Source organism: Streptomyces sp. KL116D (assembly GCF_030766975.1).
GTDB lineage: Bacteria > Actinomycetota > Actinomycetes > Streptomycetales > Streptomycetaceae > Streptomyces > Streptomyces longispororuber_A.
This window is the reverse complement of the sequence record NZ_JASERH010000060.1, coordinates 182,440-201,894: the sequence shown is the minus strand read 5'-3', so window position 1 is coordinate 201,894 and position 19,455 is coordinate 182,440. Positions and strand designations below refer to the sequence as shown.

The 19,455-nt window shown below is 73.7% G+C and carries 20 protein-coding genes; 11 read left to right on the top strand and 9 right to left on the bottom strand.

Going from position 1 to position 19,455, the window contains the following annotated elements:
• A partial coding sequence (locus tag RBJ77_RS25090; protein ID WP_372347097.1) for an FUSC family protein occupies positions 1-866 on the top strand: 866 nt, incomplete at its 5' end.
• 111 nt (positions 867-977) lie between these two features.
• Here the strand turns inward: RBJ77_RS25090 and RBJ77_RS25085 are convergent.
• Together RBJ77_RS25085 and RBJ77_RS25080 are read right to left on the bottom strand one after the other, a co-directional pair.
• Entirely contained in the window at positions 978-1,823 is an 846-nt protein-coding gene (locus RBJ77_RS25085; RefSeq protein ID WP_372347096.1) for a serine protease, read from the bottom strand.
• A 128-nt stretch (positions 1,824-1,951) separates the two neighbouring features.
• Positions 1,952-2,914 carry an endonuclease/exonuclease/phosphatase family protein gene (locus tag RBJ77_RS25080; RefSeq protein ID WP_372347095.1) on the bottom strand — a complete coding sequence of 321 codons (963 nt, stop codon included), beginning with the start codon at positions 2,912-2,914 and terminating at the stop codon, positions 1,952-1,954.
• Between the two features lie 178 nt (positions 2,915-3,092).
• Between RBJ77_RS25080 and RBJ77_RS25075 the strand changes: the two genes are divergently transcribed.
• From RBJ77_RS25075 to RBJ77_RS25065, 3 genes are all read left to right on the top strand, one after another.
• Positions 3,093-4,487, top strand: coding sequence for an amidohydrolase (locus RBJ77_RS25075; protein ID WP_372347094.1), 1,395 nt, complete (start codon positions 3,093-3,095; stop codon positions 4,485-4,487).
• 124 nt (positions 4,488-4,611) lie between these two features.
• Positions 4,612-5,304: a DUF899 domain-containing protein gene (locus RBJ77_RS25070; protein ID WP_372347093.1), complete on the top strand. Its 693-nt coding sequence runs from the start codon at positions 4,612-4,614 to the stop codon at positions 5,302-5,304.
• A gap of 155 nt (positions 5,305-5,459) precedes the next feature.
• The gene (locus RBJ77_RS25065) at positions 5,460-5,642 is read left to right on the top strand and encodes a hypothetical protein (protein ID WP_255978755.1); all 183 of its coding nucleotides are present in this window, start codon (positions 5,460-5,462) and stop codon (positions 5,640-5,642) included.
• Here RBJ77_RS25065 and RBJ77_RS25060 read toward each other — a convergent pair.
• On the bottom strand, positions 5,575-7,548 hold the full coding sequence (locus tag RBJ77_RS25060; protein WP_372347092.1) for an ABC transporter ATP-binding protein: 1,974 nt from the start codon (positions 7,546-7,548) through the stop codon (positions 5,575-5,577). The two genes, RBJ77_RS25065 and RBJ77_RS25060, sit on opposite strands and share 68 nt — an antisense overlap.
• Before the next feature lie 129 nt (positions 7,549-7,677).
• Here RBJ77_RS25060 and RBJ77_RS25055 point away from each other — a divergent pair, with 129 nt between their 5' ends.
• The 3 genes from RBJ77_RS25055 to RBJ77_RS25045 are packed head-to-tail and all read left to right on the top strand — an operon-like array spanning position 7,678 to position 10,820.
• Complete coding sequence (locus tag RBJ77_RS25055; protein ID WP_372347091.1) at positions 7,678-8,685, top strand: thiamine pyrophosphate-dependent dehydrogenase E1 component subunit alpha; 1,008 nt, start codon at positions 7,678-7,680, stop codon at positions 8,683-8,685.
• A 16-nt stretch (positions 8,686-8,701) separates the two neighbouring features.
• Positions 8,702-9,715, top strand: a complete 1,014-nt coding sequence (locus tag RBJ77_RS25050) for an alpha-ketoacid dehydrogenase subunit beta (protein WP_372347090.1) — start codon at positions 8,702-8,704, stop codon at positions 9,713-9,715.
• Between the two features lies 1 nt (position 9,716).
• Complete coding sequence (locus tag RBJ77_RS25045; protein WP_372347089.1) at positions 9,717-10,820, top strand: acetoin dehydrogenase dihydrolipoyllysine-residue acetyltransferase subunit; 1,104 nt, start codon at positions 9,717-9,719, stop codon at positions 10,818-10,820.
• A 4-nt stretch (positions 10,821-10,824) separates the two neighbouring features.
• Here the strand turns inward: RBJ77_RS25045 and RBJ77_RS25040 are convergent, their stop codons facing one another.
• Together RBJ77_RS25040 and RBJ77_RS25035 are read right to left on the bottom strand one after the other, a co-directional pair.
• Positions 10,825-11,235 carry a hypothetical protein gene (locus RBJ77_RS25040; RefSeq protein ID WP_372347088.1) on the bottom strand — a complete coding sequence of 137 codons (411 nt, stop codon included), beginning with the start codon at positions 11,233-11,235 and terminating at the stop codon, positions 10,825-10,827.
• An 81-nt stretch (positions 11,236-11,316) separates the two neighbouring features.
• On the bottom strand, positions 11,317-11,718 hold the full coding sequence (locus RBJ77_RS25035) for an ATP-binding protein (protein WP_308284799.1): 402 nt from the start codon (positions 11,716-11,718) through the stop codon (positions 11,317-11,319).
• Positions 11,719-12,100: 382 nt separating this feature from the next.
• Between RBJ77_RS25035 and RBJ77_RS25030 the strand changes: the two genes are divergently transcribed.
• Both RBJ77_RS25030 and RBJ77_RS25025 read left to right on the top strand, forming a co-directional pair.
• Positions 12,101-12,970 (top strand): helix-turn-helix domain-containing protein, encoded by an 870-nt coding sequence (locus tag RBJ77_RS25030; protein WP_372347087.1) that lies wholly within the window; start codon positions 12,101-12,103, stop codon positions 12,968-12,970.
• On the top strand, positions 12,971-13,243 hold the full coding sequence (locus tag RBJ77_RS25025) for a DUF397 domain-containing protein (protein WP_255978745.1): 273 nt from the start codon (positions 12,971-12,973) through the stop codon (positions 13,241-13,243).
• Positions 13,244-13,439: 196 nt separating this feature from the next.
• Here the strand turns inward: RBJ77_RS25025 and RBJ77_RS25020 are convergent, their stop codons facing one another.
• The 4 genes from RBJ77_RS25020 to RBJ77_RS25005 all read right to left on the bottom strand — a co-directional run bounded on the left by RBJ77_RS25020 (position 13,440) and on the right by RBJ77_RS25005 (position 17,969).
• Positions 13,440-14,864, bottom strand: a complete 1,425-nt coding sequence (locus RBJ77_RS25020) for a PLP-dependent aminotransferase family protein (protein ID WP_372347086.1) — start codon at positions 14,862-14,864, stop codon at positions 13,440-13,442.
• A gap of 267 nt (positions 14,865-15,131) precedes the next feature.
• Positions 15,132-16,622: a glutamate synthase subunit beta gene (locus RBJ77_RS25015; protein WP_372347085.1), complete on the bottom strand. Its 1,491-nt coding sequence runs from the start codon at positions 16,620-16,622 to the stop codon at positions 15,132-15,134.
• 77 nt (positions 16,623-16,699) lie between these two features.
• The gene (locus RBJ77_RS25010) at positions 16,700-17,185 is read right to left on the bottom strand and encodes a DUF1772 domain-containing protein (protein ID WP_372347084.1); all 486 of its coding nucleotides are present in this window, start codon (positions 17,183-17,185) and stop codon (positions 16,700-16,702) included.
• A 28-nt stretch (positions 17,186-17,213) separates the two neighbouring features.
• Entirely contained in the window at positions 17,214-17,969 is a 756-nt protein-coding gene (locus tag RBJ77_RS25005; protein ID WP_372347083.1) for a DUF2293 domain-containing protein, read from the bottom strand.
• Positions 17,970-18,175: 206 nt separating this feature from the next.
• Between RBJ77_RS25005 and RBJ77_RS25000 the strand changes: the two genes are divergently transcribed.
• Together RBJ77_RS25000 and RBJ77_RS24995 are read left to right on the top strand one after the other, a co-directional pair.
• Positions 18,176-18,811: a uridine kinase gene (locus RBJ77_RS25000; protein WP_372347082.1), complete on the top strand. Its 636-nt coding sequence runs from the start codon at positions 18,176-18,178 to the stop codon at positions 18,809-18,811.
• 209 nt (positions 18,812-19,020) lie between these two features.
• Complete coding sequence (locus RBJ77_RS24995; RefSeq protein ID WP_255978735.1) at positions 19,021-19,440, top strand: CBS domain-containing protein; 420 nt, start codon at positions 19,021-19,023, stop codon at positions 19,438-19,440.
• Positions 19,441-19,455: the final 15 nt, after the last annotated feature.

Below are 19,455 nucleotides of genomic sequence, written 5' to 3'. Positions count from 1 at the left end.
CCGGGGTGTTCGACGGGGGCGGTACGGGCGGGCCACCGAGGCGCCGCCCCACGCCAATCGGCGTACTGCGCAAGGCCGTCGGGCCGGCGGGACGCGAGTACGGGGTGCGCGTCGGGCTCTCCTTCGGGGCCGGCGCCGCCGTCGCCCAGGCCCTGCAACCCGTGCACGGGTACTGGCTGCCCGCCACCGCCGTGTTCCTCGTCAAGCCCGACCTGGGGCCACTCGTCTCCCGGGTGCTGTGCCGGGCCGCGGGCACCGTCGCGGGCGCCGCGCTGTTCGCCGGGCTCGCCGCGCTGCTGCCGCGGCCCTTCGGACTCGTCGCGCTCGTCGTGCTGTGCGGGGCGCTCGTCCCCGTCGCCACCCGGCACTTCGCCGCGCAGACCGCCGTCATCACGGTGCTCGTGCTGTCGCTCGTCATGGTCGGCGGGGAACCGCAGGCCTCGTGGAGCCGGATCACCGAGACGCTGCTCGCCTGCGGCATCGTGCTGATCGCCGGGCACCTGCCGTGGCCGGGCGCGCAGCGCGGCGGCGGGGTACGGGTGCGGCTCGCCGTCGCACGGGACGCCGCCCACGCCTACGTACGGCACGTGCTGGCCGAGGAGGGCGGCGGTGACCGGGCCGGGCGGTGGGCGCTGCGGCGGGAGGCGTACCGGACGCTCGCCGAGGCGCGTGCGGCCGTCGAGCTCGCCGCGGCCGAACTGCCCGTCGTCGCCCGGCACTCGCACGGCGCGCGGCGGGTGACCGTCGTGCTGGAGCGGCTCGTGGACACGACCACGGCGTGTGCCGTGCACGTCGACGACACCGGGCGGGTGCCCGAGCGGCACGCCGAACGGATCGGCGTGCTGCTCGCGGAGCTCGCGGCGTAGCGCCTCGGCGCCGTGAGCGGCTCCGTCGGGTCGGCGGCTGCCGCGCCGTCGTGGTTGCTCGCGCAGTTCCCCGCGCCCCTTGCGGGGCGCGGTTCACCGCCGCTCCACCTGTTACGGCTTGGGCAGCTCACACCCCGCTGCCGACAGGTCGATCTTGTTGCCGATCCCGACGCACGGCACGATCCCGTACGTCTGCTGCGCGTAGTTGATGCCCTCGCGGACCGTCACGTTGCCGGACTCGTCCACCTCGCACGGATTGTTGTCCGTGCACCGCTCGCCGCTCTCGTTACCGGTGTTGTTGACCGCGACGACCTTGCCGGTCGACTGGTCGAGCACCGGGGAGCCGGACGTGCCGCCGATCGTGTCGCACGTGGAGGTGTAGCGGACCGAGTCCTTCCAGGTCCACTCGCCCTCCTTGAGGCGGTACGCGAAGCCGTCGACCGAGCAGTTGTAGATCCGCTTCCAGTAGCCGGAGACGACACTGATCGCGGTGCCCTGCGCCGGACGGGCCGCCGAGAGTTCGAGGGCCTTGATGCCGTACGAGCCCTCGATCTGCTGGTAGGTGCTGGTGAGTTCGTACAGCGAGACGTCCGTGTCCGTCATCGTGCCGTACGCGACCTTGCTCGCCCGCAGCGTCGCGACCTTGCTGCCCGCCGAGTTCAGCAGGCTGAAGGTGCGCGACGACGGCTGGTCGACGACGACCTCGCCGGGGCCGGGGAAACCGGACTCCAGGCAGTGGCCGTTCGACATGACGAGCGCCGGGTCCGTCGGCTGCGAGTCGGGTACGCGGACGACCGATCCCGAACAGTTGCTGAGCGCGACCGTGCCGGCGAAGTTCACCGCCTTGGCCTTCGTGGCGGGTGCGTCCGACGGTGCGTCAAGTGCCGCTGCCGGAGCGGCTGTTGCCGCGCCTATGAGCAGAACACCGAAGAGCGCGCCGACGAGAGACTTCTTCATGTGGGGGGTCCTCTCCCGTACTGAGTGCCATGTTTGGCATGAGCATTGTGATGGCGTACGGCTCAGCGGACAACAGTGCGTTCTCAGCGAACAGCGGGAGAGGTGCGGTCACTTGGGGCGCGGGTGCCTCACGGTGCCAGGTCGATCCAGACCGGCGCGTGGTCCGACCCCGGTGCGTCCCGCCGCACCTCCGGGTCCTCGCCGACCGTCGGCAGCGGGTGCAGCTCCGCCCCCGCCTCGCGCGGCGCCCCCGTGCCGGCGCGGACGACGCGCCCCACCAGTTCGTGCGTGACGAAGACGTGGTCGATCAGCTCGCGGCGGCCCGCGCTGACCCGCGAGTACCGCTGCTCCTCGGGGATCAGCGGCGCGACGTTCCACAGCCGCTTCGCGTCCCCCTGGTCGGGGCGGTCGAAGCCGGGCGTACCGATCTCGGAGCCGGGCGGGCCCTGCACGATCTGGGTGGTCGCGGCGTGCACCTCGTCGTTGAAGTCGCCCAGGACGACGACCCGTTCGCGCCGGCCGTCCGCGCCGATCAGGATGTCGGCCAGCGCCCGCACCGCGGCCGCCTCCGCCGCCCGGCGCTGCAGCGCGTACGCGGCGTAGCGCGCCCGCTCGCCCTCGTCGCGCGGCACGAACCGGCCGCGCGGATAACCGAGGAGCTTCGACTTGAGGTGGCAGACGGCGGCCGTCAGCCAGGTCGCCCGCGTCGAGAAGTTCACCGCGAGCACCCCGCGCCCCACCCGGCCCGTGGTCCGCCCCGAGTCGTCCACCTGCACCGGGCGCACGTCCTCCGGGAACGCCGTGGTGTCCGCGACGACGCGCACGGCGATGTCGCTGACGAAGCCGACCCGGATCCCGCGTTCGTCGGGGGACTCCGACAGCGTCGCGGTGTACCGGCCGTCGAGCAGCTGCACGAGGTCGTCCAGCGCCGCCGGGTCGCCGACCTCCTGCACGCCGAGCAGGGTGGGCCGCAACTGGTTCACGGTGGCGGCGAGCGCGGCCAGCTTCGCCTCGTACGCGGCCTTGTCCCGGGGTCCGTAGGGCCCGCCGGGGCGGTAGAGGTTCTCCAGGTTCCAGGTGCCGACGAGCATGGCGCGCTCCGTCCTCGCGTCGGCCCGGTCCCGGTCCGGGCCGTGGCCGCCAGCGTGGCAGCGGGCCGCACCGCCGGACAGGGCGGGCGCGCGATGTGCGATCCGGGTCGTCGCCGCGGCGGACCGGGCCGTACGCCGCTGGACGCAGCGGGGGCGGCCCCCTCGCTACCGTGACCCCATGCCAGCCCCCACCGCGCACGACGAGGCGCCCGCCGACCTGATCGTCACCGGCTGCACCGTCCTCCAGCACGGCGACCCGGACGAGACCGACCCGCGACGCGCCGCCGACGCACTCCACTTCAGGGCGGACGCCGCCGTCGTCGTACGGGACGGAGCCGTCGCCGACGTCACCGACAGCGCCGCCGCGGCCGCCCTCGACGCCGTCGAGCGGATCGACGCCCGCGGCCTGGTCGCCCTGCCCGGATTCGTCAACTGCCACACGCACAGCCCGATGGTGGCCCTGCGCGGACTCGTCGAGGACCTCCCCGAGCAGGAGTGGTTCAACGACTGGATCTGGCCCATCGAGTCGAACCTCACCCCGCGCGTCGTCGAACTCGGCGCCCGGCTCGCCTGCGCCGAGATGATCCGCGGCGGCGTCACCTGTTTCGCCGACCACTACTTCGCCATGGACACCGTCGCCCGGGTCGTCGAGGAGACGGGCCTGCGGGCCGACCTCGGCGAGGCGTTCTTCTCCTCCCAGGGACCGGACGGGCGGGCCAGGTCCCTCGACTTCGCCCTCGCCCACCGGGGCCGGGCCGGCGGCCGCATCACCACCTCGCTGGCCCCGCACGCCCCGTACACCGTCACCGACGAGGACCTCGCCGCGACCGCCGAACTCGCCCGCGAGCACGGTCTTCCGGTCCATCTGCACGCCGCCGAGAACCGCGCCCAGACCGACACCGCCCTCGCCCGCCACGGCCGCACCCCCGTCGAGACGCTGCGCCGCACCGGACTCCTCGACGTCGACGTCCTCATCGCCCACGGCACCGGCATCCTGGAGCGCGACCTGCCCGCGCTGCGGGACGCGGGCGGCCGGGTCGGCGTCGCCTCCGCACCCCGCGGCTACCTGAAGTTCGGCTGGGACACCACGCCCGTGCGGTCGCTCGTCGACGCGGGCGTGCATGTCGGACTCGCCACCGACGGCGCCGCCTCCAACAACACCCTCGACGTGTGGGAGGCGATGACGCTCACCGCCCTCGTGCAGAAGCGGGCCGAGCGCGATCCCCGCTGGCTCACCGCCCGTCAGGCCCTGCGGCACGCCACCCTCGACAGCGCCCGCGCCGTCGGACTCGGCGACCGCATCGGCTGTCTGGCGCCAGGCCGCCGCGCCGACCTCGTCCTCGTCGACCTGAGCGGGCCGCACACCCAGCCCGTGCACGACCTCGCCGCGACCCTCGTGCACAGCGCCCGCTCCGCCGACGTGCGCACCACGATCGTCGACGGCCGGGTCCTGATGCGCGACGGACGGCTCCTCACTGTCGACGTCCCGGCCGTGGCGGGGGAGTTGAGCGCACTGCTCCCCGAACTCGTCGAGCGCGGGCACGGCCGGCGGATCCAGGAGTACGACACCTGATCCCGGACCGGCTCCCGGGCCTCCGAAAAAAATCCGCGAGATTCTTTTCCCCGCAGCGATGAGTTCCGCATCCGCCCTCAGTCACCCCTTTGAGAGACCCACCCCGATAACTCACGGAGGAACCATGGGGCTGCCGAAGGTGGTCACCCGCGAGGAGTGGCGCGCCGCTCGCGCGGAACTGCTCGCCCTGGAGAAGGCGGCGACCCGGGCGCGCGACGCGCTGAACACCCGGCGGCGCGAGCTGCCCATGGTGGAGATCGACAAGCTGTACGTCTTCGAAGGGCCCGACGGCAAGGCCGAGCTCCTCGACCTCTTCGAGGGCCGCGGCCAACTCGTCGTGTACCACTTCATGTTCGCCCCGGAGTGGGACGCGGGCTGCACGAGCTGCTCCGGGTTCCTCGACCAGATCGGGCACCTGGCGCACCTGCGCGCCCGCGGCACGGCGTTCGCCGCGGTCTCCCGCGCCCCGTTCACCAAGATCCTGCCGTTCAAGGCGCGGATGGGCTGGACGGTGCCCTGGTACTCGTCGAACCTGAGCGACTTCAACCAGGACTTCGGCGCCACCGTCGAGGCCGAGGACGGAGGCCTCCAGGAGCGGCCCGCGATCAGCTGCTTCGTCCGCGAGGGCGAGCACGTCTTCCACACCTACTCGACGTTCGACCGCGGCCTGGACGGCATCGGGTTCACCACCAACCTCCTGGACCTCACCGCCCTGGGCCGGCAGGAGGAATGGGAGAAACCGGAAGGGCGGGCGTCGTCCCTCGGGGCGCCCGCGGGCAGTGCGCGGGTCCGGTATCACGACGAGTACGACGACTGAGGGCCCGTCCCGTACGGCCCGACCTCGTCTCAACTCGGTGTCATTCTCGTCACGTTGCGAGTCCGCACCCGCCCTGTCAGCGTTCTCCCCCATGAAGGCGCCGGGACGTACCGGCGCCGCGCACACCGGCACGATCACGGGGGCAGGGAAGAACGATGATCAACGGACGAGTGGTACTGCAACGATTCCCGGCCGGCGGGCCCCGCGGCTCCTGGCCCGCCGAGGAGTTCGCGCGCCGGGCCCGCCAGGACGGGCAGCCGGCCGAGGTGGTCATGGATCTGGCGTCGGACGCGTTCCTGGTGATCGTCCGGGAGGCGCTGGCCGAGCCGGTCGGGTGAACTGGTCCGCCTGGAGCGCGTACAGCTCGGCGTAGACCCCGCCGGAGGCGAGCAGTTCCTCCGGCGAACCCGACTCGACGAGCCGGCCCTGCTCCAGGACGTGCACCAGATCGGCGTGCCGGACCGACGCCAGCCGGTGCGTGATCAGCAGCACCGTCTGGCCGGTGCCCGCCAGCGCCCGGATCTTCTCGAAGACCTCCAGCTCGGCGCGCGCGTCGAGGGCCGCCGTCGGTTCGTCCACGATCAGGATGCGGCCCTTGCGGAACGCGGCCCGCGCGATGCCGAGCCGCTGCCACTGGCCGCCCGACAGCTCGTGCCCGCCGCTGAACGCGCGGGCCAGCAGCGTGTCCAGGCCGCGCGGCAGGTCCCGGACCACCTCGCCCGCACCGGCCTGCGTCACGGCGTCCGTGATGCGCTCCTCGGTCGGCTCGTACGCGGCCCGCCCGATGCCGACGTTGACGCGCGCGGTGAACGGCCAGCGCTTGAAGTCCTGCGCCACCATCGCGACCCGCTCGGCGAGCTCGGTCCGGTCGGCGTCCGCCGCGTCGACGCCGTCCCACAGGATCCGGCCGCCCTGCGGCGCGTACAGCCCGGCGAGCAGCTTCACGAGGGTCGTCTTGCCCGAGCCGTTCTCGCCGACCAGCGCCACGATGCGGCCCGTCGGCACGGCGAGCGTGACACCGTCGAGAGCGGGTCGGGCGGCACTGCCGGGATAGGAGAACGTGACGTCCTCGAACCTGATCTCCTTCGGCTCGTACGGGAGGCGCGTGCCGCCCCGCGGGATCGCGCGCCGCGCCGCCTCCACGTACAGCCGCTCCAGATCGCCCACGAACAGGGCGTCCTCGTGCAGCGCGTTGACCTCCAGGACCAGCGTGTCCAGGCTCTGTGAGCCGGTCCGGATCGCGATCACCGCCGTGCCCGCCACCGACAGCGCCATCGCGCCGGTGAGCAGCAGCAGACCGAGCGTCGCGTACGTCGCCGTGGTCGCCAGGCCCGTCCACGCCGCCGCGACCAGACCCGTGCGCGCCGCGAGCCGTGCGAGCCGGGCCTGCTCGGCCTCCTGGGTCTCCGACATCGACCGGAAGTGGCGCAGCAGGAACGGGCCGACACCGTGCACCCGGATCTCCGGGGCCGCCGCCGTGTCGATGAGCAGGCTGCTGATCAGCCGGCCCGCCCGCGCGTGCTGCACCCACACGTGGAAGGAGCGGTAGCGGCGCCGGGCCATCGTCAGCGCGCTCCACGCGCTCGGCAGCGTCATGGTGACGAGGAGCGGCAGCAGCACCGGATGCAGCACGGTGAGCACGCTCGCCGCCGCGACCAGGGAGATCATCGCGTTCACCACGCGTGTCGCGATGGAGATCATGCGGCGCGCCGACTGCGCGCCGTACTGCGCCGTGTCGAGCAGCTTGTGGAACGCGTCGTCCTCGATCGCCGCCAGTTCCACGGCCGCCGCACGCTCCAGGTACCGCTCGGTGGCCAGCCGTTCCACCTTCGGTTCAAGCCGTCCCGTGGCGTACGTGGACGCCGCCCGCAGCAGCGCCGCCACGAACAGGACCGCCGACACGGCGATCAGCGCGGGCGCCGCGCCGCGCAACCGGTCCGCCATGCTGCCGGTCGCGAAGAGTTGGGCGAGCACGCTGTTCACCGCGAGCAGGCTCACCGCCTGCGCGAGGCCCCGCCCCGACTCGGCGGCCAGCACGGTGAGCGCCGCGCGCCGGTCCGCGTCCCGGGCGAGCCGGAAGCTGGACGCGAGGAGCGCCGGCAGCCGCCTGAGCATCGCCCGGAAGTTCAGCTGGAGGAACGCGTCCTCGTGCGCCGACCAGCCGATGTCGTAGCGCAGCGGGCCGCCGAACAGCAGCTCCTCCGACTCCGACGTCACCGGTTCGTCCGGCCTGATCTCTTCCATCGGACCACCCCCGTCCGGGTTGCAACCCCGGGCAACCCTTGCCGGGCGCCCGCCCCCGCGCTGCCATGTGCCCTGTCCGCACCGTTCAGGAACACCTGAACAGCCCTCACAGGCAAGGGAGTTCACGTCATGACCGACACGCTCCGGACACCTCGGGACCCGGCGACGGGCGGCCTCGACGCCGCCGCACTCCTCGACGCGTACCGCACGATGCGTACGATCCGCGTCTTCGAGGAGCGTCTCCACGACGAGTTCGCGACCGGTGACATCCCCGGTTTCGTCCATCTCTACGCAGGCGAGGAGGCCTCCGCGGCCGGCGTCTGCGGCTGGCTCGACGACGAACGGGACGTGATCGCCTCCACCCACCGCGGCCACGGCCACTGCATCGCCAAGCACGTCGACGTGAAGGCGATGATGGCCGAGATCTACGGCCGGGCCACCGGCTCCTGCCACGGCAAGGGCGGCTCCATGCACATCGCCGACCTCAGCCGCGGCATGCTCGGCGCCAACGGCATCGTCGGCGGCGGCCCGCCCCTCGTCTGCGGAGCGGCCCTCGCCTCGAAGGTGCGCGGCGACGGCGGAGTGGCCGTGGCCTTCTTCGGCGACGGCGGCGCCAACCAGGGCACCACCCTGGAGTCCCTCAACCTCGCCACCGTGTGGCACCTCCCGGCGGTCTTCATCGCCGAGAACAACGGCTACGCGGAGGCGACCGCGGCCGAGTGGTCGGTCGGCGGCGGCTCCGTCGCGGCCCGGGCCGCGGCCTTCGGGATGCCCGGCACCACCGTCGACGGCTTCGACTTCTTCGCCGTACGGGAAGCGGCGGGCGAGGCGATCGAGCGGGCCCGCACCGGCGGCGGCCCCAGCCTCGTCGAAGTACGACTCACCAGGTACTACGGTCACTTCGAGGGCGACCAGCAGACCTACCGCACCACCGAGGTGCAGCGCGCCCGCGCCGAACTCGACTGCCTGCTGCGCTTCCGCACCCGCGTCACGGCCGCCGGCGACCTGACGGCCGCTCAACTCGACGCCGTGGACGAGGAAGTGGCCGCACTGATCGAGGAGGCGGTCGCCGAGGCCAAGGCCGCCCCGCTGCCGACGGCGGCCGATCTCGACACCGACGTCTACGTCACGTACTGAGCCGGAGGGACCACGCATGAGCCGCAGCATCACCTACCGCGAAGCGATCAACGAAGCCCTCGTGCAGGAGATGGAGCGCGACCCGTCCGTCGTCGTCCTCGGCGAGGACAACGCGGGCGGTGCGGGCGCGCCCGGCGAGTCCGACGCCTGGGGTGGTGTCCTCGGCGTGACGAAGGGCCTCCAGCCCCGGTTCCCCGGCCGGGTGCTGGACACGCCCATCTCCGAGTCGGCGTTCATCGGCGCCGCGATCGGCGCGGCCACCCGCGGGCTGCGCCCCGTCGCCGAGCTGATGTTCATCGACTTCCTGGGCGTCTGCCTCGACCAGATCTTCAACCAGGCCGCCAAGTTCCGCTACATGTTCGGCGGCCGGGCCGTCACCCCGGTCGTCATCCGCACCATGTACGGGGCGGGGCTGCGTGCCGCGGCCCAGCACTCGCAGTCCCTGTACCCGGTGTTCACGTCCGTGCCGGGGCTGAAGGTGGCGCTGCCCTCGTCGCCGTACGAGGCGAAGGGCCTGCTCGTCCAGGCGATCCGGGACGACGACCCGGTGATCTTCTGCGAGCACAAGGCGCTCTACGACACGGTGGGCGAGGTCCCCGCCGAGAGCTACGCGATCCCGTTCGGCGAGGCGCAGATCGTGCGCGAGGGCGGGGACGTGACGATCGTGGCGCTCGGCCGGATGGTGTCCGTCGCCGTCCAGGCCGCCGACGAACTGGCCGCGTCCGGCGTGCGCTGCGAGATCGTCGACCCGCGCACCACCAGCCCGCTCGACGAGGACACGATCCTGGAATCGGTCGAGCACACCGGCCGGCTGGTCGTCGTCGACGAGGCCGGGCCGCGCTGCGGGACGGCCGCCGACATCGCGGCACTCGTCGCGGGCAAGGCGTTCGGCGCGCTGCGCGCACCGGTCGGGACGGTCACCCCGCCGCACACGCCCGTCCCCTTCAGCCCGCCCCTCGAAGACCTCTACGTACCGGACGCGACGCGGGTCGCGGCGGCCGTGAAGAGCGTCCTGGACTGGAAGGCGTGACGTGGACGACCGGATCACCCCCGTCACCATGCCCAAGTGGGGCCTGTCCATGAGGACGGGCCGGATCACCGACTGGCTCGCCGCGCCGGGCGACGAGGTCGCCGAGGGCGACGGTCTGGCCGAGATCGACACGGACAAGATCGCCGGGACCCTGGAGGCGCCGGCCGGCGGAGTGCTCCGGGCGATCGTGACCGAGGCGGGCGGCGACGCGCCGGTCGGCTGCGCCGTCGCCCTGCTCGCCCCCGGCGACGTACCGCAGGAGGAGATCGACGCGGCCGCCGCCGAGGCCAGGGAACTGCTGGCGCGCGGTCAGCCCGCCGAGCCGGACGGCACCGGGCCCGCGACCGGCGCCGTCGACGTGGCCGGGCGGTCGCTCGCCTACGCCACCGAGGGCGAAGGGCCCGAGCCGGTCGTCCTGGTGCACGGCTTCGGCGGCGACAAGGACTCCTGGCTCTTCGTCCGGGAGCCGCTCGCCGCCCGGCACGCCGTGTACGCGCTCGACCTGCCGGGCCACGGCGACTCGGCGAAGGACGTCGGGGACGGCGGCCTCGACGTCCTCGCGGACGCGGTCACCGGGTTCCTCGACGTGCTCGGACTCGACCGGGTCCATCTGGTGGGGCACTCGCTCGGCGGGGCGGTGGCCGGGGCGGTGGCGGGTCAAGTGCCGGGGCGCGTACGGTCGTTGACGCTCGTGGCGCCGGCCGGGTACGGGCCGGAGCTCGACACCGGATACCTGCGCGGCTTCGCCGGGGCCCGCACCCGGCGCGAACTGACACCCCACCTGGCCAAGCTCTTCGCCGACGGGGACCGGGTGACCCGGCAGCTCGTCGAGGACCTGCTCCGGTACAAACGCCTCGACGGCGTGGCCGAGGCGCTCGCCGCCCTCGTCCCGACGATCGAGGCCCTCGACCTCGCACGGACCCCGATCGACGTCCCCCTCCGGGCGGTCTGGGGCGGCGCCGACCGCGTGGTCCCGGCCTCGAACCGCCGGTCCCTGGAGGACCGCGCGCGGGAGGTACGGGTGGTGGAGGGGGCCGGTCACATGGTGCACATGGAGGCGCCGGGGGAGGTGACGTCGCTGATCGAGCGGGCGGTGACGGGGTAGGGCGTCAGGCCCCGACGGACCGGGACCACGCGGGCGTCGTGCCGGTCACCCGGCACAGCGCCAGGTACAGCGGGATCGGCGGCGTATAGGGGACGGCGCCGTCCGGGCAGTGGATCAGGTCGGGCGCCCGCCGGGCGTCCGGCACCACGGCGCCCGCCGTGTAGCGCGCGGGGGCCGGCCATTCCAGCGCCACGTCGGAGTCCGACGGCACGAGCCACCACCAGTTCGACCCGTCCGCGTACACGCACCCCATCCGGGGCAGCCGCCGGGTCATCGCCCGCGCGAAGGACTCCGGCACGGACACGGCGTCGCAGCCGAGCGGCACCGTCATCCCGTCCGGCACGGACAGGCGCAGCGGGGACCGATACGGGGTGCGGTACCGCCGGGCGAGCCCCACCAGAGAGTCCAGCTGCATCGTCCGCGTCGTCACCACGCCCATCCGTTCCCGCTCAGCACGCTCGTCGTTCGCCGTCCGCCTGGTCGGGGCGGAGGAAGTTCACCAGGCCCAGCCGGCACCGTCGGCGATGTCCGGGACGGGCCCGGGACCCGCCGCGGCGGCGCCGTCGCGGGGCAGTTCCGCCCACACGAGGAGACCGGGGCCGGTCTCCTGGGCGCCCCACGCGGTGGAGACGGCCGCCACGAGGAGGAGCCCCCTGCCGTGCTCCTCCTCGGGCGCGATCCGGCCCGCGGGGCGGGTGTCACCTGGGATGCAGCCTTCGTCGCGGACGGCTATCCGGACCCGCTCACCGGCGTCGTCGCGCAGCTCGTGGAGCTCGCAGTGGATCCGTCTGCTGGCGGTGTGCACGATCGCGTTCGTGACCAGTTCGGACACGACGAGCGCCGCCGCGTCACAGGTGTCGTCGCAGGCGCCCCACCCACTGAGGTGGGCGCGCGTCATGCGCCGGGCCTGTGCGGCGGAGCCCGGGTGGGGAGCCAGTTCGAAGCTGCTGCGGCGGACCGCGGTCAGATACGTCTGGTCGGACGTACCCGAACGGTCACCGAGCGTAGCCTCGCCGGCTTCTGTGCCTAAGGGCGCGGACGGAGTCACGCTTGCCACTATCGCCCCGTCGTGAACACTTGGCAAGAGCCACTCTGAAAAGTGCAGAGTGCAGTGTGCCGCGCGGAGCGGGCATGGCACACTGCTCGCAGCATCTCGTCGCGCGGCGCCCATGGGGGGCGAACTGCGGGGAAACGGCCGGTGAACGACCATCTCCGGACCCTCTCCTGCGGCTGGAATCGGACACTCGGACTTCGGGTCGGACTACTGGGAGGTAAGGGGCGTGAGCGAACCGCGGTCCGCGCCGACGGTCGGCCAGGTCGTCCTGGGCCGACGCCTCCAGGACCTGCGCGAAGGCGCCGGCCTCAAGCGCGAGGACGCCGCGAAAGTACTCCGCGTGACCGCCGCGACGGTCCGGCGCATGGAGACAGCGGAGGTCTCGCTCAAGATTCCCTACCTCCAGCTCCTGCTGAAGTCCTACGGCGTCACCGAGGCCGAGGCCGACGCGTTCGTGCAGCTCGCGGAGGAGGCGAACAAGCCGGGGTGGTGGCAGCGGTTCCACGACATCCTCCCCGGCTGGTTCTCGATGTACGTGAGCCTGGAGGGCGCCGCCGCGCTCATCAGGTCGTACGAGCCGCACTTCGTGCCCGGCCTGCTGCAGACCGAGGAGTACGCGCGCGGCGTGCTCCGGTCCGGCGCCATAGGGCGGGCACTCGCCGACGACCCGGAGGTCGTCGACCGGCACGTCGCCCTGCGCATGCAGCGTCAGACGCTGCTCACCCGCACGGACGCGCCGCGGATCTGGGCGGTCATGGACGAGACCGCCCTGCGCCGGCCCGTCGGCGACGCCGACGTGATGCGCGGCCAGATCGACCGGCTGCTGGAGGCGATGGAGCTGCCGAACGTGACGCTCCAGGTCGCCGAGTTCGCGTCCGGCCCGCACCCGGGCACCTACGGCCCCTTCGTCCTGTTCCGATTTGCCATGTCAGAACTGCCGGACATGGTCTACAGCGAGTACCTGACCGGCGCGGTCTATCTGGACGCGCGCCCCGAGGTGGCCACCCACCTGGAAGTCATGGACCGCATGGCGGCACATGCCGCGACGGCACAACGCACAAAGGAGATCCTCCGCGATCTCCGCAAGGAGCTGTGAATGGACTCGATCAAGGACCGAATACGAGGCGTCGACGGCGAGCCGATCTACAACGGCATGCCCGCGCGCGAACTCGGCAGCGAGGGCTGGCACAAGCCGTGGAGCGGTGGCAACGGAGGCAACTGCCTCGAAGCCATGAAGCTGGCCGACGGCCGGGTCGCCGTGCGCCAGTCGTCGGACCCGGACGGCCCCGCCCTGATCTACACCCCCGGTGAGATCACCGCGTTCATCGAGGGCGCCAAGTCGGGGGCCGCGGACTTCCTGCTGTCCTGATCGCCCGTGCCGGCGGGCGGTGGGGCGGTGAGACGGTGAGGCGGCGGGTCGTGGGCCGCCGGGCGATGAGCACGAGGGCGCGGGGCGCCTGGTGCCGCGTGCCGATGTCTCAGGTGACGCAGGCACCTCAGATGCCTCAGATGCCGCAGGTGATGCAGGTGCCTCAGGTGACGCAGGTGCCCAGGCGTCCCGGGGCTCACCGCTCGGGTGGCAGGACCTCGCACAGCGCCTCGACCGCCGCCCCGTACGCGTGCTCGGCAGCCGCCGCGTACCCCACCACCAGCCCGTCCTCCGCCGGCCCCGTCGCCCGCGGATGCCGGAACTCCGTGAGTCCGTCCACGGCGATCCCGCGCTCGTGCGCCGCCCGCACCACCGACCGCTCGCTGCCCTGCGGCAGCCGGAGCACCGCGTGCAGCCCGGCCGCGATCCCCGTCACCTCGACGTGCGGCGCCCGCCCGGCCAGCGCCCGCACCAGACGGTCCCGGCGGCCCCGGTACCGCTGACGCATCCGCCGCACGTGCCGGTCGTACGCCCCCGACCGCAGGAACTCGGCGAGCGCCAGCTGGTCGAGCGTGCTCGCCCACGCCTCCCGCTCGCCCTTCGCCGCCAGCACCCCGGGCACCAGCCGCCGCGGCAGCACCATCCACCCCAGCCGCAACGCGGGGGAGAGGCTCTTGCTCACGGACCCCATGTACAGGACCCGCTCGGGGTCGAGGCCCTGCACCGCGCCCACCGGCTTGCGGTCGTAGCGGAACTCCCCGTCGTAGTCGTCCTCCACCACGAGCCCGCCGCGCGCCCGCGCCCAGTCGACGACCGCGGCCCGGCGCTCCGCGTGCAGCGGGCCACCCGTGGGGAACTGGTGCGCGGGCGTGAGCAGTACGCCCCGGACGCCGCCCATCCCGTCCAACTCATATACCTGCGCGCCGTCCTGATCCACCGTCAGCGGCTCGGTCCTGACGCCGGCCCGGGCCAGCAGATCCCGGTGGAAGCCCAGTCCGTACGCCTCCACGGCCAGCGGACCCCGCAGCACCCGCTCGCCGAAGAGCAGCCGCAGCCCGTGCGCGAACCCCGAGCAGACGACGATGCGTTCGGGCTCGGCGCGCACCCCGCGCGAGCGTGCCAGGTACTCGGTGAGCGCGGTCCGCAACTCGATGCGGCCCTGCGGGTCGCCGGGCCCGAAGGCGGTGGTGGGGGCCGAGTTCAGGGCGCGCCGGTACGCCGCCGTCCAGTCGGTGCGGGGGAACGCGGAGGCGTCCGGCACGCCCTGCCGCAGCTGGTGCCGGGGTCCCTCGGCGGGCACGGGGGCCGGTTCCGGGGTGCGCCGGGCGCCGCCCAGGGGCCTGGCCCGCTCGGCGACCCGGGTCCCCGACCCCTGTCGCGCCGTGAGCCAGCCCTCGGCGACGAGCTCGGCGTAGGCGTCGGCGACGGTGTTGCGGGCGACGCCCAGGTCGGCGGCGAGCGCGCGGTAGGGCGGCAGACGGGTGCCGGGGGCGAGGCGGCCCGACTGCACCGCCTGGCGCAGCGCGCCGGCGAGCGCGGCCCGTCGGCCACCTGATCCGGACAGCTCCAGATGCAGGTCGACGCCGATCAGCTCCGCCGAATCGACCCAGGAAGCCGTCATGGAGACGCACCCTATCGGTGGTCCGTCGCTGCCGCTCGGGGTCTTCAGTGGTGCCGCGGGGGGGTCTCTAGTGGTGCCGCCGGGTGGGCTCCATCGGCGGCGCCGGGTGGGCTCCGGTGGTGCCGCGGGGTGAGCTCCAATGGTGCCGTGGGGCGGGCACCAGTGGTGCCGCGGGGGTGGTCCAGCGGTGTCGCGGGGTGGCGGCGGTCAGGGTGTCGTGGGGTGGCGGTGTCGCGGGGTGGCGGCGGTCAGGGCGTCGCGACGCGGTCAGGGTGTCATGGGGCGGTCGTGGGCGCCGATCGGTACGGGCAGGCGCGTCGTCCCCGTCAGCCAGCGGTCGACGGCCGCGGCGGCGGCCCGGCCCTCCGCGATCGCCCACACGACGAGCGACTGTCCCCGCCCCGCGTCCCCCGCGACGAACACCCCCGGCACCTCGGTCGCGAAACCGGGGTCCCGCGCGAGCCCGCCCCGCGCGTCCACACCGAGCCCCAACTGGTCGACGAGGCCGCCGACCTGACGCTCGGGACCGTGGAAGCCGAGCGCGAGCAGCACCAGATCGGCCGGCAGCGCCCGGTCCGTCCCGGAGCGGGGCCGGCGCGCCGCGTCCACCTCGACCAGGTGCAGGGCCCGGACCCGGCCGTCCGCGTCCCCGGTGAACCGCAGCGTCGACGCCGCGAAGAGCCGCGCGTCGGCGTCGGCGGCCGGAGCCGTCCCCAGCTCGCCCGCCTCCTCGTGCGCGGCCGAGAGCCGGTACAGCTTCGGGTACGTCGGCCACGGCTCGACGTCCTCGTCGCGCACGTCGTGGGGCTTGCCGTAGATGTCCAACTGCGTGACGGAAGCGGCCCCTTCGCGTACCGCCGTGCCCAGACAGTCCGCCCCGGTGTCGCCGCCGCCGACGATGACGACGTGCTTCCCGGCCGCGTCGAGCGGCGACACCGGGAGGTCGCCCGCGCAGACCCGGTCGGCGAGCGGCAGATACTCCATCGCCTGGTGGATCCCCGCCAACTGCCGCCCCGGCACGTCCAGTTCGCGCCAGGCGGTGGCCCCGATGGCGAGCACCACGGCGTCGTACCGGGAGCGCAGCTCGGCGGCGGTCAGGTCCCGGCCGATCTCCGTCGACGTGCGGAACCGCACCCCCTCGTCCGTCAACTGCGCCAGCCTGCGCTCCAGGTGACGCTTCTCCATCTTGAACGCCGGGATGCCGTACCGCAGCAGTCCGCCCGGCCGGTCGTCCCGCTCGTACACCGCGACGGTGTGCCCGGCCCGGGTCAGCTGCTGTGCGGCGGCCAGACCGGCGGGCCCCGAACCGACGACGGCGACGGTCCTGCCGGTGTGCCGCTCGGGCGGCCGGGCGGTGACGAAACCCTCGTCCCAGGCCCGGTCGGCGATCGCGACCTCGACGTTCTTGATGGTGACGGCGGGCTGGTTGATGGCCAGGACGCAGCCCGCCTCGCAGGGGGCGGGGCACAGCCGGCCGGTGAACTCGGGGAAGTTGTTGGTGGCGTGCAGGCGGTCGCTCGCGGTCCGCCAGTCGTTCCGCGCCACCAGGTCGTTCCACTCGGGGATCAGGTTCCCGAGCGGACACGCCTCGTGACAGAACGGGATCCCGCAGTCCATGCACCGGTCGGCCTGCGTGCGGATGATCGGCAGCAGACCCCCGGGGACGTACACCTCGTCCCAGTCGCGGACCCGTTCCCCGACGGGGCGGCGCGGTGCCTCCCGGCGGGGCGTGGTGAGGAAGCCCTTGGGGTCGGCCATGGCCGTCTCCCTGTGTCGTGGCTCTTTTCGTCACGATACGTCGGGTCGGCCGGGAGGCGCGCGTCGCCCGCGGCGGGTCAGGTGAGCGCCAGCACGAACGAGGCCGACGCGGCGAGCGCGGCCCCGCCCCGGATGTGGTTCCACATCCCCCACTCGCTCAGGTACGTGCGCCAGTACGCCGCGCTGCTCTCGGCCTCCTCGGCGCCCGCCAGCTTGGCGAGGGCGTCGTTGCGCGGAATGTTCGCCGTGATCGTCACGCCGAACGCGCCCACCAGATAGAGCACACAGCCGAGCAGCAGCTCGACGGTGCCCTCGTCGGGCCAGAGCACGAACGTCACCACGGCGATCACCGCGCACAGCGCGGCCGCACCGAGGAACACGATCATGAACGCCGGGGTGACCGCGGCGACGTTGATGGCGTTCATGGCGGCGATCCCGCGCGCCGGAGGCAGCGCCCCGAGGCCGCGCATCACGAACGTGGAGAACGCGACGAACACCCCCGCGGTGACGCCGCACCACAGTGCCCCGAGCACGACGAGCACGAAAAACGGTCCTTCGATCATCCCGACCCCCCTTGGTCCGTGCAGCCGATCATCCCTCAGAAGGCCGGGCGGGGGCAGCGATTTCCCCCGTCGGCCCCGCCGGTCCCATCTCCCAGGCGTCGAGCACCGCCGTGACCGCCCCCGCCACCCGCGTCCGGGCCTCCCTGCGCGGCACCCCGGACATCAGCAGCCGGTCGTACGGCGTGTCCCCGTGGCGCACGGCCGCCCGCACCGCGGCCGTCACCGCCCCCTCGGACAGCGCACGCCCCGCCGCGCTGCGCCCCACGCGCCCGCTGCCGCGCAGCCCCGCGTGCCCGGCGATCGCCCGGGCCCGCTCCGCCGGACAGCCGGGGAACAGCCGACGGATCTCCGCGGCCAACGCCGCCACGAACCGCACGTCCTCCGCCGCCCGCCGGGCCGCGTCCCGGGCCCGCCGTCGCGCCCGCGCCTCCGCGTCGGCCAGACAGCGCGACTCGGCCCGGGCCAGCGCCGCCTCCTCCACCAGCACGCCCTGCCGCTCGTACCGCGCACGCCGCCGGTGGAACCGCACCACGACCGCCGACAGCGCGCTCTCCTCCCGGGCCCGCCGGGTCAGCGCCGTGTCGCCGCGCGGCAGGAACACCAGGTGTCCCAGGTCGGCGCAGTCCAGGCAGCGGGGCCGTCCGTCCTCGAGGACCAGCAGCGCGAGCGGTCCGGCCCGGCACGCCGCGCAGCGCCTGCGCCTGATCGGCTGGAAGACGAGGGGGCCGCCGGGGCGGGGTCCGGCGGGCGGCGCGGGGAAGGAGGGGGTGGCGCTGCTGCTCATACGGTTCCCTTGCCCACCCGCCGGACCGCTTCCACGTCTGCCCGCCGGACCGCTTCCACGCCCACCCGCCGGACTGCTTCCACGTCTGCCCGTAGGACTGCTTCGGGCAGGGCGGCGCGGCGGGTGCCACGCGGTCCGTGGCGCCGTTCCCGCGGCCGTCCGGACCTCCTTGGCGTCGGCTTCGCCCGGCCCGGCATGATGGCCGTGTGCGACTCGAAGCGATCACCTGGGAGCGGCTCGGCGACGCCCTGGCCGAGCGGCTCCTCGACCTGGCACCGGCCGACGGCAGCCCCTGGCCGAGGGTGGCCTTCGACGGGGCGCCGGCCGCCCGCCCCGGCGACCTCGCGGCCCGGGTCGCCGACGCGCTGCGGATCCGCGGCCGGTCGTCCCTGACCGTCGGCGCCGGGGGCTTCCTGCGCCCCGCCTCGCTCCGGTTCGAGTACGGACGCGAGGACGCGGAGGCGTACTACGGCGGCTGGCTCGACACGGGCGCGCTGTGGCGGGAGGTGTTCGGCCCCCTGGAGGCGACGGGGAACGGCCGGGTGCTGCCCGATCTGTGGGACCCGGTCACCGACCGCGCCACCCGCAGCGACTACGTCCAACTCCCTCGGGGCGGCGCCCTGTTGCTGCACGGCCCCCTTCTCCTGAACCACTGGTTCCCCTTCGACCTGACGGTCCACGTCAGCCTGTCGCCCGCCGCGCTGCGCCGCCGCACGCCCGAGGACGAGCGGTGGACCCTCGCGGCCTTCACCCGCTACGACACCGAGACCGCGCCCGCCGAGACCGCCGACGTCGTCGTCCGCGCGGACGACCCCCGGCACCCGGCCTGGAACGCCGGATAGCCCTTCAGGTACGGCTTCGATACGGCTCTGGTGCGGCGTCGGTGCGGCTCCGGTGTGGCGTCGGTACAGCTTCGGTTCGGCGGATCCGCAGGTCAACGCCCTGACATGCGGCCCGGGAGCGGCGCGGCGAGAATGAGGGACGGCGCCGGGAACCGCGACGACCCGCGTCGCGCCGACCACCCCTCCATCCCGGCGACGGGAGGTACTCCATGACCACCGCCGCGGACATCATGCACCCCGGTGCACGCTGGATCCCCGCCCACGAGACCCTGGACCGCGCGGCCCAGCTGATGCGCGAACTGAACGTCGGCGCGCTGCCCATCAGCGACGAGAACGAGCGCCTGTGCGGCATCCTCACCGACCGCGACATCGTCGTCGGCTGCGTCGCCATGGGACACGACCCGGCCAAGGTGACCGCCGGCGAGATGGCCAAGGGCACGCCCCGCTGGATCGACGCGGGCGCCGACGTCTCCGACGTCCTCCACGAGATGCAGGACCACCAGATCCGCCGTCTGCCGGTCATCGACAACAAGCGCCTCGTCGGCATGATCAGCGAGGCCGATCTGGCCAGCCACCTCACCGACGACCAGATCGCGTCGTGGGTGGAGAGCGTCTACGCCAAGGGCTGACCCCCGGCTCCCGCT

Bases quoted from the DNA above. Each gene is read 5' to 3' on its own strand.
- RBJ77_RS25040 (WP_372347088.1), bottom strand. From the start codon at position 11,235: ATGCAGCTGGACTCTCTGGTGGGGCTCGCCCGGCGGTACCGCACCCCG.
- RBJ77_RS25015 (WP_372347085.1), bottom strand. From the start codon at position 16,622: ATGGCCGACCCCAAGGGCTTCCTCACCACGCCCCGCCGGGAGGCACCG.
- RBJ77_RS25025 (WP_255978745.1), top strand. From the start codon at position 12,971: ATGGACTCGATCAAGGACCGAATACGAGGCGTCGACGGCGAGCCGATC.
- RBJ77_RS25010 (WP_372347084.1), bottom strand. From the start codon at position 17,185: ATGATCGAAGGACCGTTTTTCGTGCTCGTCGTGCTCGGGGCACTGTGG.
- RBJ77_RS25005 (WP_372347083.1), bottom strand. From the start codon at position 17,969: ATGAGCAGCAGCGCCACCCCCTCCTTCCCCGCGCCGCCCGCCGGACCC.
- RBJ77_RS25055 (WP_372347091.1), top strand. From the start codon at position 7,678: ATGACCGACACGCTCCGGACACCTCGGGACCCGGCGACGGGCGGCCTC.
- RBJ77_RS25060 (WP_372347092.1), bottom strand. From the start codon at position 7,548: ATGGAAGAGATCAGGCCGGACGAACCGGTGACGTCGGAGTCGGAGGAG.
- RBJ77_RS24995 (WP_255978735.1), top strand. From the start codon at position 19,021: ATGACCACCGCCGCGGACATCATGCACCCCGGTGCACGCTGGATCCCC.
- RBJ77_RS25075 (WP_372347094.1), top strand. From the start codon at position 3,093: ATGCCAGCCCCCACCGCGCACGACGAGGCGCCCGCCGACCTGATCGTC.
- RBJ77_RS25035 (WP_308284799.1), bottom strand. From the start codon at position 11,718: ATGACGCGCGCCCACCTCAGTGGGTGGGGCGCCTGCGACGACACCTGT.
- RBJ77_RS25085 (WP_372347096.1), bottom strand. From the start codon at position 1,823: ATGAAGAAGTCTCTCGTCGGCGCGCTCTTCGGTGTTCTGCTCATAGGC.
- RBJ77_RS25020 (WP_372347086.1), bottom strand. From the start codon at position 14,864: ATGACGGCTTCCTGGGTCGATTCGGCGGAGCTGATCGGCGTCGACCTG.
- RBJ77_RS25065 (WP_255978755.1), top strand. From the start codon at position 5,460: ATGATCAACGGACGAGTGGTACTGCAACGATTCCCGGCCGGCGGGCCC.
- RBJ77_RS25050 (WP_372347090.1), top strand. From the start codon at position 8,702: ATGAGCCGCAGCATCACCTACCGCGAAGCGATCAACGAAGCCCTCGTG.
- RBJ77_RS25070 (WP_372347093.1), top strand. From the start codon at position 4,612: ATGGGGCTGCCGAAGGTGGTCACCCGCGAGGAGTGGCGCGCCGCTCGC.
- RBJ77_RS25080 (WP_372347095.1), bottom strand. From the start codon at position 2,914: ATGCTCGTCGGCACCTGGAACCTGGAGAACCTCTACCGCCCCGGCGGG.